The 13,471-nt window shown below is 73.0% G+C and carries 13 protein-coding genes; 4 read left to right on the top strand and 9 right to left on the bottom strand.

What is annotated here, in order from left to right; translation table 11 throughout:
• Positions 1-31: 31 nt before the first annotated feature.
• Together BS73_RS20655 and nth are read right to left on the bottom strand one after the other, a co-directional pair.
• On the bottom strand, positions 32-757 hold the full coding sequence (locus BS73_RS20655; protein WP_051940170.1) for an NUDIX hydrolase: 726 nt from the start codon (positions 755-757) through the stop codon (positions 32-34).
• 103 nt (positions 758-860) lie between these two features.
• Positions 861-1,643, bottom strand: a complete 783-nt coding sequence (nth, locus tag BS73_RS20650; protein ID WP_037574623.1) for an endonuclease III — start codon at positions 1,641-1,643, stop codon at positions 861-863.
• 277 nt (positions 1,644-1,920) lie between these two features.
• Here nth and BS73_RS20645 point away from each other — a divergent pair, with 277 nt between their 5' ends.
• Positions 1,921-2,595 carry a Crp/Fnr family transcriptional regulator gene (locus BS73_RS20645; RefSeq protein WP_037574620.1) on the top strand — a complete coding sequence of 225 codons (675 nt, stop codon included), beginning with the start codon at positions 1,921-1,923 and terminating at the stop codon, positions 2,593-2,595.
• A gap of 228 nt (positions 2,596-2,823) precedes the next feature.
• On the opposite strand, the gene BS73_RS20640 is transcribed toward BS73_RS20645, so the two are convergent.
• From BS73_RS20640 to BS73_RS36410, 4 genes are all read right to left on the bottom strand, one after another.
• Positions 2,824-3,651 (bottom strand): MBL fold metallo-hydrolase, encoded by an 828-nt coding sequence (locus BS73_RS20640; protein ID WP_037574617.1) that lies wholly within the window; start codon positions 3,649-3,651, stop codon positions 2,824-2,826.
• A 4-nt stretch (positions 3,652-3,655) separates the two neighbouring features.
• The gene (locus tag BS73_RS20635) at positions 3,656-4,501 is read right to left on the bottom strand and encodes an NUDIX hydrolase (RefSeq protein WP_037574614.1); all 846 of its coding nucleotides are present in this window, start codon (positions 4,499-4,501) and stop codon (positions 3,656-3,658) included.
• Between the two features lie 205 nt (positions 4,502-4,706).
• Entirely contained in the window at positions 4,707-5,174 is a 468-nt protein-coding gene (locus BS73_RS20630; protein WP_037574611.1) for a RidA family protein, read from the bottom strand.
• Complete coding sequence (locus BS73_RS36410) at positions 5,174-5,332, bottom strand: DUF4177 domain-containing protein (RefSeq protein ID WP_084704231.1); 159 nt, start codon at positions 5,330-5,332, stop codon at positions 5,174-5,176. The genes BS73_RS20630 and BS73_RS36410 overlap by 1 nt, the downstream gene beginning before the upstream one ends.
• 98 nt (positions 5,333-5,430) lie before the next feature.
• Here BS73_RS36410 and BS73_RS20625 point away from each other — a divergent pair, with 98 nt between their 5' ends.
• Both BS73_RS20625 and BS73_RS20620 read left to right on the top strand, forming a co-directional pair.
• Complete coding sequence (locus tag BS73_RS20625; protein ID WP_084704230.1) at positions 5,431-6,588, top strand: ArsA-related P-loop ATPase; 1,158 nt, start codon at positions 5,431-5,433, stop codon at positions 6,586-6,588.
• 89 nt (positions 6,589-6,677) lie between these two features.
• Positions 6,678-7,985 (top strand): ArsA family ATPase, encoded by a 1,308-nt coding sequence (locus BS73_RS20620; RefSeq protein WP_161789741.1) that lies wholly within the window; start codon positions 6,678-6,680, stop codon positions 7,983-7,985.
• A gap of 264 nt (positions 7,986-8,249) precedes the next feature.
• On the opposite strand, the gene BS73_RS20615 is transcribed toward BS73_RS20620, so the two are convergent.
• Positions 8,250-8,630 carry a WhiB family transcriptional regulator gene (locus BS73_RS20615; protein ID WP_051940169.1) on the bottom strand — a complete coding sequence of 127 codons (381 nt, stop codon included), beginning with the start codon at positions 8,628-8,630 and terminating at the stop codon, positions 8,250-8,252.
• Positions 8,631-9,042: 412 nt separating this feature from the next.
• On the opposite strand from BS73_RS20615, the gene BS73_RS20610 reads away from it, so the two are divergent.
• Positions 9,043-11,259 carry a transglycosylase domain-containing protein gene (locus BS73_RS20610; RefSeq protein ID WP_051940168.1) on the top strand — a complete coding sequence of 739 codons (2,217 nt, stop codon included), beginning with the start codon at positions 9,043-9,045 and terminating at the stop codon, positions 11,257-11,259.
• Positions 11,260-11,586: 327 nt separating this feature from the next.
• On the opposite strand, the gene BS73_RS20605 is transcribed toward BS73_RS20610, so the two are convergent.
• Both BS73_RS20605 and alc read right to left on the bottom strand, forming a co-directional pair.
• Positions 11,587-12,042, bottom strand: a complete 456-nt coding sequence (locus BS73_RS20605) for a GatB/YqeY domain-containing protein (RefSeq protein WP_037580423.1) — start codon at positions 12,040-12,042, stop codon at positions 11,587-11,589.
• A gap of 20 nt (positions 12,043-12,062) precedes the next feature.
• Positions 12,063-13,316 (bottom strand): allantoicase, encoded by a 1,254-nt coding sequence (gene alc, locus BS73_RS20600; RefSeq protein ID WP_084704228.1) that lies wholly within the window; start codon positions 13,314-13,316, stop codon positions 12,063-12,065.
• Positions 13,317-13,471 lie beyond the last annotated feature (155 nt).

Here is a 13,471-nt window from a genome sequence, read left to right as displayed (position 1 = left end):
GACGGCCTCCCGGCCGCGGACGAGCGCTGCGTCAGCCGCCGGCAGACCGGCGACGGTACGCGTCCCGTTCGCGCAGCGCCAACCTCATGGACGATTCGGAGAGGGAGATCCGGCGGGAGGAGTCCCACGGCTTCTCCCAGCCGCAGTAGTGGAACAGACGGTCCGTCACCCCGGCGGTGAAGCCCCAGATGAGGTGGTCGCCGATGAGGAAGGCCGGACCGGTCAGCCCGCTCGGATGGTGCAGCGAGGCGCGGTTGGCCGGGTCGGTGAGTTCCGTCACAGAGGCCCGGAAGACCGCCGCCACCTCCGCCGGATCGACCGGCCCGACCGGGGTCTCCCGCCGCCACCAGCCGAGCACCGGGGTGACCACGAAGTCACTCACCGGGATGTAGAGGTTCGGCAGCCGGCCGAAGACCACCACCCCCGAGGGGTCGAGACCCGTCTCCTCCTCGGCCTCCCGCAGGGCCGCCCGGACGGGGCCCTCGCCGTCGGGATCGCCGTCCTCCGGGTCCAGCGAGCCGCCAGGGAAGGACGGCTGACCGGCGTGCGAGCGCAGCGCCCGGGCCCGCTCGATGAAGAGGAGGTCAGGGCCGTCCGGGCCCTCGCCGAAGAGCACCAGCACAGCGGAGCGGCGGCCGCCGGTCTCCGGCGGCAGCATCCGGCTCAACTGGGCGGGACGCACCGTCCTGGCGGCCTCGCGTACGGGCTCCAGCCAGTCCGGGATCGGCACCTCCGGCGCCTGCTGATGCTCGCTCACAGCCCCACTCCGTCTCCGTCCGGCCCGGTTCCCCGCACCTGACCGAACCCCGCCCCTGTTCTGCTGTGTTCCTCTTTCAGCCGTGTTCCTCGGTTCCTCGGGATCATCCCTGCGCCGCGGGCGCCCCCGGGAAACCCTCCGGCGGCTTCAGCCGCTGCCCCGGCTGGCCGGCCATCTCGTACTTGAGGAGCTTCCGCGCCTTCTCGGCGTCGACCTCGCCGACCCCGTACGACGGGCAGAGCTCGGCGATCGGGCAGGCTCCGCAGGCCGGCTTGCGGGAGTGGCAGACCCGGCGGCCGTGGAAGATCAGCCGGTGCGAGAGCATCGTCCACTCCGACTTCGGGAAGAGCCCGGCCACGTCCTGCTCGATCACCACCGGGTCCTCGGACCCGGTCCAGCCGAACCGCCGGGCCAGCCGCCCGAAGTGGGTGTCCACGGTGATCCCGGGCACCCCGAAGGCGTTGCCGAGCACCACATTGGCCGTCTTGCGACCCACCCCCGGGAGGGTGACCAGGTCCTCCAGGCGGCCGGGCACCTCGCCGCCGAAGTCGTCCCGGAGCTTCGCCGACAGGCCGAGGAGCGCCTTGGCCTTCGCCCGGAAGAACCCGGTCGGCCGGATCAGCTCCTCCAGCTCCTCCGGAACGGCCGCCGCCATGTCCTCCGGGGTCGGATACCTCGCGAAGAGCGCCGGGGTCGTCTGGTTCACCCGCAGGTCGGTGGTCTGCGCCGACAGCACGGTGGCCACCAGCAGCTGGAAGGGATCCTCGAAATCCAGCTCCGGATGCGCGTACGGGTAGACCTCCGCCAGCGCCCGATTGATCCGCCGCGCCTGCCGCACCAGCCCGGTCCGCGTCTCCGGCAGCCGGGCCCCACCGCTCTTCGCCATGCCGATCAGCCTACGGCCCACCGCCGACACCGCGCGGGAAGTCGCCCCGGACCCCCGCTGCCGGGCCCCCGGGAGCCCGGATGGCCCGCTCCTTCACCGGGTAGGGGCGGGTCTGCGGCCGTATGCGGGACCCGGGCGCGTGGTGGGGGAATCCATAGGACACACTTGTTGTGATTGATCGCACTGTTTCTCGGTCGTGCATGATGGGGAGCGGATCGCTTCCTCCGGAAGTACGAAGGAGGCTCCCCGGGTACCGGCCGATGAGGAGGACCGAGTAGTGGACGACGTTCTGCGACGCGCCCCGCTGTTCGCGGCACTGGACGACGAGCAGGCGGCCGAGCTGCGCGCCTCCATGACCGAGACCACGCTGCCGCGTGGCGAGGCGCTGTTCCACGAGGGCGACCCGGGCGACCGGCTGTACGTCATCGTCGAGGGCAAGGTGAAGCTGCACCGCGCCTCGGCGGACGGTCGGGAGAGCATGCTCCAGGTGGTCGGCCCCGGCGACATGATCGGCGAGCTGGCGCTCTTCGACCCGGGCCCGCGGTCCGCCTCGGCGACCGCGCTGACCGAGGTCAAGCTGCTGGGGCTGGGCCACGGCGACCTGCAGCCGTGGCTGGGCGCCCGGCCGGAGGTCGCGATGGCGCTGCTCCGGGCGATCTCGCGGCGGCTGCGGCGGACCAACGACGTGATGTCCGACCTCGTCTTCGCGGACGTGCCCGGGCGGGTGGCCAAGGCGCTGCTGGACCTCTCGCGGCGGTTCGGCGTGCAGTCCGAGGAGGGCATCCACGTCGTCCACGACCTCACCCAGGAGGAGCTGGCCCAGCTGGTCGGCGCCTCCCGCGAGACCGTCAACAAGGCGCTGGCCGACTTCGCGCAGCGCGGCTGGCTCCGCTTGGAGGCTCGCGCGGTGATCCTCCTCGACGTCGAACGCCTGGCGCGGCGCTCGCGCTGACGCCGCGGGGCGGATCTGCGCGACGGCTCAAGGGGCGCGGGGGCCGCGTGGGCTGCGGGGGTTGCGGGGGCTGCGCGGCCCGCCGCGAACGGGGTTCCCTCGGAAACGGGGACTGGGCGGCAACTCCTCGGCCGTCGCCGAGCGCGGCGCCGCAGCGGCTTGGCCGCGCAGTTCCCCGCGCCCCTGATGCGCGCCTGCGGCGCTGCACCCGGGGCGGCCCGGGGTGGGCTAGATCAGGCCGTGTTCGCCGAGGTAGTCCAGTTGGGCGCGGACGGAGAGTTCGGCCGCGGGCCACAGCGTGCGGTCCACGTCGGCGTAGACGTGCTCGACGACCGCGCGAGCGGACCGGCAGCCCGCCTCGACCGCCGTCTCGACCTGCGCCAGCCGGTTCGCCCGGTGCGCCAGGTAGTACTCGACCGCCCCGAGCGCGTCGGCCAGCACCGGCCCGTGCCCCGGCAGCACCGTGCTGACCCCGGAGTCCGAGGTCAGCGCGTGCAGTCGGCGCAGCGAGTCCAGGTAGTCGCCCAGCCGCCCGTCCGGATACGCCACCACGGTGGTGCCCCGCCCCAGCACGGTGTCCCCGGTGAGCACCGCGTCGTCGGCCGGCAGGTGGAAGCAGAGCGAGTCGCCGGTGTGGCCGGGGGTGGCGACCACCCGCAGTTCCAGCCCGCCGACCTCCAGCACGTCCCCGTGGCCCAGTCCCTCCTCGCCCAGCCGCAGCGCCGGGTCGAGGGCGCGCACCGGTGCGCCGGAGAGCTCGGCGAAGCGGGCGGCGCCCTCGGCGTGGTCCGGATGGCCGTGGGTGAGGAGGATCTCCACGACCCGCCGCCCGGAGCGCTCCACCTCGGCCGCCACCGCCCGCAGATGGGCGTCGTCCAGGGGCCCCGGGTCGACGACCACGGCCTCCTCGGAGCCCGGCTCGGCGAGGATCCAGGTGTTGGTGCCGTCCAGGGTCATCGGGGACGGGTTGGGAGCGAGGACGCACAGGGCGCGGGGGGTCGCCTGGCCGCCCACGGTGGTGGCGGGCGTCCCGGGCGCGGTGCCGGCGGCGGTCATACTCTCAGGCTCCCTCGTTCATCGTCAGCTCGGCGTGTCCCGGCCACCGGATGCTGATCCGGCCCTCCTCGTCCAGCGAGGCCCGGCCGAGTACCGGGAGCAGCTCCCGGCGCCCGGCGGCGGCCGTGACCTCGGCCGCGTCGGCGTACCCGCGCAGCTCGCCGAGAGTGCTGAGCTGGGGCGGCATCAGGGCGTAGGCGCCGCGCCGGTACTCGGCCAGCGCCTCCTCCGGGCGCAGCCAGACCACCCGGTCGGCCTCGCCGGGCACCTCGGCGGTGCGCTGGCCGGCCGGGACGACCGCGGTGAAGAACCAGGTGTCGAAGCGGCGCTCCTCGAACTCCGGGGTGATCCAGCGGGCCCAGGCCGCCAGCAGGTCGCTGCGGAGCACCAGGCCGCGGCGGTCCAGGAACTCGGCGAAGGAGAGCTGGTGCGCCTCCAGCGCGGCCCGGTCCGCGCGCCAGCTCGGGCCGCTGACGTCGGCCAGCACGGAGTCCTCGCCGGCGCCGGCCAGCAGCACCCCGGACTCCTCGAAGGTCTCCCGCACGGCGGCGCAGACCAGTGCCTGGGCCTCGGCAGGGGGGCAGCCCAGGCGCTCGCCCCAGGCCTCGGCGTCCGGGCCCGCCCAGTGCCGGTGGAGGTCCTGCTCGCCGTCCCGGACGTCGACCGAGCCGCCGGGGTAGGCGTACATTCCGGCGGCGAAGGCCATCGAACGGCGCCGGCGGAGGAGGTAGACCTGCGGGCCGCCGGGGCGGTCGCGGAGCAGCACCACGGTGGCGGCGGGGCGCGGGCGGACCGGCGTCAGCCGGCCGTCCAGCAGCGCGCGGATCCGCTGCGGCCAGGACGGCGGCATGGTGCGCGGCCGGACGCCGTTCCTCGCCGGGTCCGCCGTGCTCTCCGCCGTCCGTCCCCTGCCGTCAGCGCTCTCAGCCATGCCGGGATCGTACGGCCCCGATCAAGCGAACAACAGCACGCCTGTTCCCCGGAAGGGGTGGCGGGGCCGTGGTGACCGGCCGTCGTGACCTGTGGTCGTGACCGGCCGTCGGGCCAGTCCCTGATCAGTCCCGGACCCGGACCTGGATCTCCACCTCGACCGGGGCGTCCATCGGCAGGACCGCCACGCCGACCGCGCTACGGGCGTGCACCCCGGCCTCGCCGAGCACCTCGCCGAGCAGCTCACTGGCGCCGTTCACGACGCCCGGCTGGCCGGTGAAGTCCTGCGCGGAGGCCACGAAGCCGGTGACCTTGACGACCCGCTCGATCAGGTCCAGGTCACCGATCGCGGACTTGACCGCGGCCAGCGCGTTGAGCGCGCAGATCCGCGCCTGCTCCTTGGCCTCCTCGGCGGTGACCTCGGCGCCGACCTTGCCGGTGAGCCCCAACTGGCCGCTCACCATGGGCAGCTGACCGGCCGTGAAGACGTACTCGCCGGAGCGGACGGCCGGCACGTAGGCGGCCACCGGCGGCACCACGTCCGGCAGGGCGATGCCGAGCTCGGCGAGGCGGGCCTCGACCCGGCCCGCCATTACTGCTTCTCCCGCTTGAAGTAGGCGACCAGCTGCTCGGGGTTGTTGGGCCCGGGCACGACCTGGACGAGCTCCCACCCGTCCGCGCCGAAGTTGTCCAGGATCTGCTTGGTGTTGTGCACCAGCAGGGGTGCGGTGAGGTATTCCCACTTGGTCATGGCGAGACTCTAACCGGCTGGGCGGACCGTGCCGGGCACGGCACCGGGACTGGTTACCCTCGCGGGAGGAGCGAGCGGACGGACGGAGGGCCCCGCGGATGGCGACAGCGGCCGGGAGGAGCCGGCAGACGGCTGCCCCCAAGAAGGCTGGAAGCGGCGGGAGCACCAAGGGCGCCAAGGCGGCCGGCAGGGCGGCGAGCGACTGGGAGGGCGTGCGGCTGCACGTCGTGACCGGGAAGGGCGGCACCGGCAAGACCACGGTCGCCGCCGCGCTCGCTCTGGCTCTGGCCGCCGAGGGCCGGCGCACCCTGCTGATCGAGGTCGAGGGCCGACAGGGCATCGCCGAGCTGTTCGGCATCGCCGCGCTGCCCTACGAGGAGCGGAAGATCGCCGCCGTAGCCCCTCCGGGCCAGCGCGCGGGGGGGAGTGCGGGGGAGGTGTACGCGCTGGCCATCGACACCGAGCTGGCGTTGCTCGAATACCTCGACATGTTCTACAAGCTCGGCCGCGCGGGTAAGGCGCTGCGCAAGGTCGGGTTCATCGACTTCGCCACCACCATCGCCCCCGGGCTGCGGGACGTGCTGCTCACCGGCAAGGCCTGCGAGGCCGCCCGGCGCAAGGGCCCGGACGGGCGCCCGTACTACGACGCGGTGGTGATGGACGCCCCGCCGACCGGGCGGATCGCGCGGTTCCTGAACGTCAACACCGAGGTGGCCGGGCTGGCCCGGTTCGGGCCGATACACACCCAGGCGCAGGCGGTGATGAAGGTTCTGAAGTCCCCTCAGACCGCCGTCCACCTGGTCACCCTGCTGGAGGAGATGCCGGTGCAGGAGACCGTGGACGGGGTGGCCGAGCTGCGGGCGGCCGGGCTGCCGGTCGGCGGGGTGATCGTCAACATGGTCCGGCCCCCGCTGCTGGACCGGGCCGCGGTGGACTCCGTCCACGGCGACCAGGCCAGGCACGAGGCGGAGATCGCCGAGGCGCTGACGGCAGCCGGGCTCGGCGGGCGCGGAGGACGCGCGGGACGCGGCGGGCGGGGCTCGCAGAAGGCGGTCCGCGCGCTGGTCGGGCCGCTGCTCGCGGAGGGCAGGGCGCACGCCTCGCGGGTGGAGCTGGAGCGCGAGCAGCGCACCGAGCTGGACCACCTCGGACTGCCGAGCTACCAGCTTCCGCTGCTGACCGAGGGCCCCGAGGCGGTCGATCTCGGGGGGCTGTACCGCTTGGCGGGCGAACTCACCGAACAGGGGGCGGCGTGAGCGAGGGCGGCGTGAGCGAGGCTACGGAGGCGAAGGGGACGACGGCGGCTGAGGCGGCGGCGTCGGCTGCGGCCGAGGCGGCCGGTGCGCTGGACGCGGATCCGCTGGACGCGGACGCGCTGCTGGACGACCCGGAGATCCGGATCATCGTCTGCTGCGGCTCAGGCGGCGTCGGCAAGACCACCACCGCGGCCGCTCTGGGGCTGCGCGCGGCCGAACGCGGCCGCCGGGTGGTGGTGCTGACGATCGACCCGGCCCGGCGGCTGGCCCAGTCGATGGGCCTCAGCGAGCTGGACAACACCCCGCGCCTGGTCAAGGACGGCGGCGAGGGCTCCGGCAGCCTCCACGCGATGATGCTGGACATGAAGCGGACCTTCGACGAGGTGGTCCTCTCGCACGCCGACCCCGAGCGGGCCAGGACCATCCTGGAGAACCCCTTCTACCAGTCGCTCTCGGCCGGTTTCGCGGGCACCCAGGAGTACATGGCCATGGAGAAGCTGGGCCAGCTCCGGGCGACCGACGAATGGGACCTGATCGTCGTGGACACCCCGCCGAGCCGGTCCGCGCTGGACTTCCTGGACGCCCCCGCGCGTCTCGGCTCCTTCCTGGACGGGCGGCTGATCAGGATCCTGGCCGCGCCGGCCAAGGTCGGCGGGCGCAGCGCGATGCGCTTCCTCAACGTCGGGATGGGCGTCTTCTCCGGGGTGTTCGGCGTCCTCGGCAAGGTGCTCGGGGCGAACGTCCTGGAGGACGTCTCGACCTTTGTGGCCGCCATGGACTCGATGTTCGGCGGCTTCCGGGAGCGCGCGGACCGCACCTACCGGCTGCTCCAGGCGCCGGGCACGGCGTTCCTTGTGGTGGCCGCCCCGGAACGGGACGCGCTGCGGGAGGCGGCGTACTTCGTCGACCGGCTGGACGCGGACCACATGCCGCTGGCCGGGCTGGTGCTCAACCGGGTGCACACCACCGAGGCCCCGCAGCTGACCGCGGAGCGGGCACTGGCGGCGGCCGAGGTGCTGGAGGCCGGCGAGGCGTCGGAACCGCCGGAGGCTTCGGAACCGCCGGAGGCGACGGCAGCGTCGGAGGCACCGCAGGTCTCGGCGGCCTCGGAGGCCTTGGAAGACTCGGAGATCTCGGAGATCTCGGAGGCCTCGGAGGTCTCGGAGGTCTCGGGGGCGCCCGCCGAGGCGGAGCTGCTCACCGCCGGCCTGCTGCGGCTGCACGCGGAACATGTCCAGGTGATCGCCCGGGAGCGGCGCATGCGGGACCGGTTCGTGTCGATGTACCCGCACGTCCCGGTCGCCGAGGTGCCGGCGCTGCCGGGGGACGTCCACGACCTCGACGGACTGCACGACATCGCTCAGCGACTCGCCGAGCAGGCGGGGCGGACGGGGTAGGCACGGCAGGCGGGCCGGGGCCGAGCGGCACGGGACTGAGCGGAACCGGGCTGAGGCGGGGCAAAGCTGAGGCAGGGCAGAGCTGCGGGGGCGGCGCCTCTGGGCGTCGTCAGCTGCGGTCTCGGCCGTGAATGTGCTGCCGGGACCGTGGGTGGCAGGGCCGTGCTGGGCCGTCCGCGCCTGGCCAGCGCTCGCCGGGCGGCGTATCCACCCGCTCGCGCCGACCTGCGTCGGTCGGGCCGCGCGCCTGCTCACCGCCCGGACTCACCCGGCGCGGGCGTAGTCCTCGCTCGCGGCCACCTCGGACATGTCCGCGACCGCGTCGACGTCCCCGACGTCGAGCCCGCCACCCATACCGATCCCGGCCCCCCGCTCGTACTCGCTCCGCGCCGTCTCCAGCAGCTTGCGCCACGAGACCACGGTGGGGCGCCGCCGCAGCAGCGCTCTGCGCTCCCGCTCGGTCATCCCTCCCCAGACGCCGAACTCCACGCGGTTGTCCAGGGCGTCGGCCAGGCACTCCGTGCGCACCGGGCATCCGGTGCACACCGCCTTGGCGCGATTCTGCGCTGCCCCCTGCACGAACAGTTCGTCCGGATCACTGGTGCGGCAGGCGGCCTGCGCACTCCAGTCGTCAACCCAGCTCATGCTGGCGCCGTCCTCTCCCGAATCGAGGCTCCCCCACGGCGGCAACGGCATATTCACCGCTGCCAGTTGAGGACGTTACGGAAGAAGAGCAGGTTGCAACAGCCCCCCACGCATCATTCCTTCGTGGTCCGATCGGACTATGCGTGGCTAAGAGATCACCCACTGGAGTGAAAAATCGGGAAGAACCCGGGTCACCAGCGGCGCCGTTCCGACACGCCGTGGGCCGGGCTTCGGGGGACCCGGGTCACAGCGGCAATTCGGACAAATAACCAAGTGTCGGTCATTAGCATTCACAACTCGTCACTCGTCGGAGTGAGTTGATCGCGCAGACCCTCAGTTGTCGCAAGCTTGTGACAAGAGTAGGCGAACAGTTGGCCGCCTGTCCGGAGAACGGGCACGTATCCTCCTCCCCATGGCAAGACGATCCGGTACGCCCCTCCACAAAGTCTCGCTCGGCGTCCGCCTGCTCGGCGTCAGCGTTGTCGCGGGCGCCGTGGCGGCGGGGATCGCCCTGCCCGCCATCGGCTCGCTCGGCATCGGAGCCAAGTCCGCCGTCGGCGACTTCAACAACCTCCCCGCGGACTTCAAGGCCCCCCCGCTCGCCCAGGCGTCCTACATCTACGACGCCGACGGCGGCCTGATCGCCAAGGTCTACTCGGGCGACCGCGACCGCACCGTGGTGAAGAGCGACCAGATAGCGCCGATCATGAAGAAGGCCCTGGTCGCCATCGAGGACAACCGCTTCTACCAGCACGGCGCGATCGACCTGAAGGGCGTGCTGCGCGCGGTCACCAAGAACGCGGGCTCCGGCGGCGTCTCCCAGGGCGCCTCCACCCTCACCCAGCAGTACGTGAAGAACGTCTTCGTGGAGGAGGCGGGGGACAACCAGCAGGCGGTCCTCAAGGCCCAGCAGCAGACCATAGGCCGCAAGATCAAGGAACTGAAGTACGCGATCAAGGTCGAGGAGACCCTGACCAAGGACCAGATCCTCACCAACTACCTGAACATCACCTTCTTCGGTGAGCAGGCGTACGGGGTCGAGGCCGCGGCCGAGCGCTACTTCTCCGTCCACGCGAGCCAGCTGACCCTCCCGCAGGCCGCGCTGCTGGCCGGCATGGTGCAGTCGCCGACCGGCTACGACCCGGTGACCAACCCCACCCTGGCCAAGGAGCGCCGGGACCGGGTGCTCACCGACATGGCCACCTACCACGACATCACCGCGCAGCAGGCCGCCGAGGCCAAGGCCACCCCGATCAAGCTCAACTACCAGGCGCCGCGCACCGGCTGCACCGCCGCGGCGGCCGGCGAGGGCTTCTTCTGCGACTACGTCCGGCAGACCGTGCTCAGCGACCCGGCCTTCGGCGCCACCGCCGCCGCCCGCGCCAAGCTCTGGCACCAGGGCGGTCTGCGGATCCGCACCACCCTCGACCCCAAGGCGCAGGCCTCCGCCACCAAGGCGGTCGCCAAGCACGTCTACGCCTCGGACACCGCGGCCACCGGCATCAGCATGATCCAGCCGGGCACCGGCAAGATCCTGGCCATGGCGCAGAGCCGCCCGTACGGGGTGGACGCCAACCAGCACCAGACGACGCTCAACTACAACGCGACCTCCTCGCTGGACGGCGGCAACGGCTTCCAGACCGGTTCGACCTTCAAGCCGGTGATCGCCGCCGCCGCGCTGGAGAACGGCATCAGCCCCAGCCAGTCCTACGCCTCGCCGTACACCATGGCCTGGCCGGCCATGAGCACCTGCTCCGGGAAGACCTTCCCGGAGGGCGAGGGCTCCGGGCTCCAGGTGCACAACGACGAGACCAGTCTGGTCGGCCCGTTCAACATGCAGCAGGGCATGGCCAAGTCGGTCAACACCTACTTCGCCTCGCTGGAGGCGCAGACCGGCCTCTGCAACGTCAAGAACATGGCGGACAAGATGGGCCTGGGCACCCAGGCCGACGACAAGACCTCGATGCAGGTCGTCCCGTCGATGACGCTCGGCACCAACACGTACACGCCGCTGCAGATGGCGAACGTCTACGCGACCTTCGACGCCCACGGCCTGTACTGCAGCCCGATCGCCATCGACTCGGTGAGCACCGCGTACGGCAAGACCGTCAAGCCGCCGTCCGCCGACTGCCAGCAGGTGATGTCGCAGAAGACCGCGGACACCATCACCACCATGCTCCTCGGCGTGGTCCAGGACGGCACCGGCAAGCCGGCCGCGCTGGCCGACCGGCAGAGCGCCGGCAAGACCGGTACCACGGACAACGGCGCCGACGTCTGGTTCGTCGGCTACACCCCGGAGATCTCCTCCGCGGTCTGGGTCGGCAACCCGGCCAGCCCCAACCAGTCGATGAACGGCCAGACCATCGGCGGCACCTACTACGCCCAGGCGTTCGGCGGCACGGTCGCCGGACCGGTCTGGAACGACGCCATGCAGGGCGCCCTGGACGGCGTCCCGCCCGGCTCCTTCACCACCGTGAAGCTGCCCGGCACCGGCGGGGACAAGGGCAAGGGGAACGGGAACGGGAAGGGCAAGCAGCCCACCTCGCCGACCAACCCGACGAGCAACCCCATCGGCGGCATCCTCGGCGGGATATTCGGCAACGGCGGGGGCAAGAAGCACGGGCACTGATGCGGCGGGCGGCGAGCGCGATTGCGCCGCTGCGGCGACGCGGGCGCGCGGCGACGCGGGCGCGCGGCGGGGCGGGCCGGCGGCGGGGCGGGCCGGCGGCGGGCGGCGGGCGCGATTGCGCCGCTGCGGCAAGGCGGCCCGGCGGTGATGCGGTCCGGCGGTAACGCGGCCAACGGCAGTGCACAGCAGACGGCGCCGCGCCCGGCAGGAGGAGTTCCCTGCCGGGCGCGGCGCCGTCTGCCGTCCGCCGTCTCGTGTGCGGTGCACGCAGCCGCCTACGGTCCGCGGCCCGGTGCGGGTGCGGGTGCGGCGTAGTGGCTGCGGTGGCTACGCGCCCAGCGCGCGCTTCACGGCGGCGGCCACCCGGCCGCCCTCCGCACGCCCTGCCACCTGTGGGTTCACCAGCTTCATCACCGCGCCCATGGCCTTCATCCCGGACGCGCCGGACTCCGCGACCGCGGCCGCGACCAGCTCGTCGATCTCGGCGTCGGTCAGCTGCTTCGGCAGGTACTCGGCGAGCACCTCGCCCTCCGCGCGCTCCCGCTCCGCCGACTCCGTCCGGCCGCCCTGGTCGAAGGCCTCGGCGGCCTCCCGGCGCTTCTTCGCCTCACGGGTGACGACCTTGAGCACCTCGTCGTCCGAGAGCTCACGGGCCTTGGTGCCCGCCACCTCCTCCTTGGTGATCGCGGAGAGGGTCAGGCGCAGCGTCGCCGAGCGCAGTTCGTCGCGGGACTTGATGGCCGCGGTCAGATCGTCCTGGAGCCGCTGCTTGAGCGTGGGCATGCCGGTCATGCCGCCTAGTCTTACATCCCGGCCTCGCGGAATCGCGCCGTTATCCGCGCCCGTCCGCGCTCCGTCAGCCGCCCGTGCACCCGGAACCGGGCGAGCCCGCCGTCCGGGAAGACGTCCAGCCGCAGGTGGGTCACCGGCCGGTCGCCGGCCGGAAGGTCCGCGAGGACGAAGCGGTGGACGGTGTCCGGCTGCAGCCGGGTCCGCGGCAGCAGCTCGAACCAGTCCCCGGCCTCCCCGGCCTCCCCCGCCTCCTGCGGGCCGGCGCCCGCGCCGTCGGCGGCCGCGCAGCAGCCGGAGATCGCCGCCCATCCGGCCGCGTTCCCCTTGAAGTACGAGGTGTCCAGCTCGATCGCGCGAATCGTGCCCTCCCCCGCGAGCCGGAAGCGCACCCAGTCGTTGCTGCCGCGCACCCGGCGCCTGCGGTTCTCCCAGCCGTCGCCCATGGCCCGGGCCTGGTCCGGCAGGAGGAGGTTGGTCGGCGGGGAGTAGAAGCGGTCCGAGGCGTCCTCGACCACCGCGCCGTTGCCTACCGCGGCCAGGTCGACCACGTCCAGGGCGGCCAGCCACTCCGGGTCCGGCAGCACCTCCCCGTACGCGCGGAAGCGGGCGATCCCGCCGTCCGGGTACTGCCGCAGCCGCAGATGCGTCCAGCGGCCCGGCACGTCCACCTCGAAGCCGTTGGCGGCATGGCCGCGCACCTGGCTGCGCGGGACCAGCTCGGTCCACTTCACCTCGGGCGCCAGCAGCTCCTCCTCGCCCGGCGAGCCCGGCACGCAGGCGCCCTCCACGGAGATCTGCTGCGGGTAGTTGCCGCGGAAGTGGGCGGTGTCCACGACCACCCCGCGGACCGTGCCGGGCGCGCCGAGCCGGATCAGCGCCCAGTCGTGGGTGTCCTCGTCCGGGTGCGGGCGCTCGGCGGTGTTCCGGCGGCGCCTGGTCTCCCAGCCGTCCATGATCTGGCCCTTGTGGCCGAAAGTGCCGGGCTGGAACACCGGGCGCTCGCGAACCAGCAGGTTCTCGCGGGGGGCGAAGAGCTCGTCGTTGGCCGCCAGGACCCCGGCGCCGAGCCGGCGGTCCGTCAGCTCGACCTGCTGTGCGAAGGCGTGCTCCTCGTCCCGGTAGTCGGCGTACGGGTCGCCGCCGCCGTAGGGGGCGGCGTCGAAGGCGTGCGGGTCGTTCGGGGCGCTGGGGGTGGAGGTGGGCGTGGGGCTGGGCGTCGGGCTGGGCGTGGCGGTGGGGTCGGTCTGGGCGGACCTGGAGCTCATCCGGGCGTACCTCCGCGGTCTGTCGGGGCGGCGCTCGTCGCGCCGTGCCCCGTCTCGTGTCTCGTTCGGTGTCTCGTCTCGCGTCTCGTCTCGTCTGCCGACAACTCTCGCCCGCCGCTTCCTCCGCGGTCCATCGAGACTTCCGCGGGCTGACG

The sequence above is a fragment of the Phaeacidiphilus oryzae TH49 genome (assembly GCF_000744815.1).
Classification (GTDB): domain Bacteria; phylum Actinomycetota; class Actinomycetes; order Streptomycetales; family Streptomycetaceae; genus Phaeacidiphilus; species Phaeacidiphilus oryzae.
This window is presented reverse-complemented; position numbering and strand designations above follow the sequence as displayed.

Bases quoted from the DNA above. Each gene is read 5' to 3' on its own strand.
- nth (WP_037574623.1), bottom strand. From the start codon at position 1,643: ATGGCGAAGAGCGGTGGGGCCCGGCTGCCGGAGACGCGGACCGGGCTG.
- BS73_RS20640 (WP_037574617.1), bottom strand. From the start codon at position 3,651: ATGACCGCCGCCGGCACCGCGCCCGGGACGCCCGCCACCACCGTGGGC.
- BS73_RS20635 (WP_037574614.1), bottom strand. From the start codon at position 4,501: ATGCCGCCGTCCTGGCCGCAGCGGATCCGCGCGCTGCTGGACGGCCGG.
- BS73_RS20630 (WP_037574611.1), bottom strand. From the start codon at position 5,174: ATGGCGGGCCGGGTCGAGGCCCGCCTCGCCGAGCTCGGCATCGCCCTG.
- BS73_RS36410 (WP_084704231.1), bottom strand. From the start codon at position 5,332: ATGACCAAGTGGGAATACCTCACCGCACCCCTGCTGGTGCACAACACC.
- BS73_RS20625 (WP_084704230.1), top strand. From the start codon at position 5,431: ATGGCGACAGCGGCCGGGAGGAGCCGGCAGACGGCTGCCCCCAAGAAG.
- BS73_RS20615 (WP_051940169.1), bottom strand. From the start codon at position 8,630: ATGAGCTGGGTTGACGACTGGAGTGCGCAGGCCGCCTGCCGCACCAGT.
- BS73_RS20610 (WP_051940168.1), top strand. From the start codon at position 9,043: ATGGCAAGACGATCCGGTACGCCCCTCCACAAAGTCTCGCTCGGCGTC.
- BS73_RS20605 (WP_037580423.1), bottom strand. From the start codon at position 12,042: ATGCCCACGCTCAAGCAGCGGCTCCAGGACGATCTGACCGCGGCCATC.
- alc (WP_084704228.1), bottom strand. From the start codon at position 13,316: ATGAGCTCCAGGTCCGCCCAGACCGACCCCACCGCCACGCCCAGCCCG.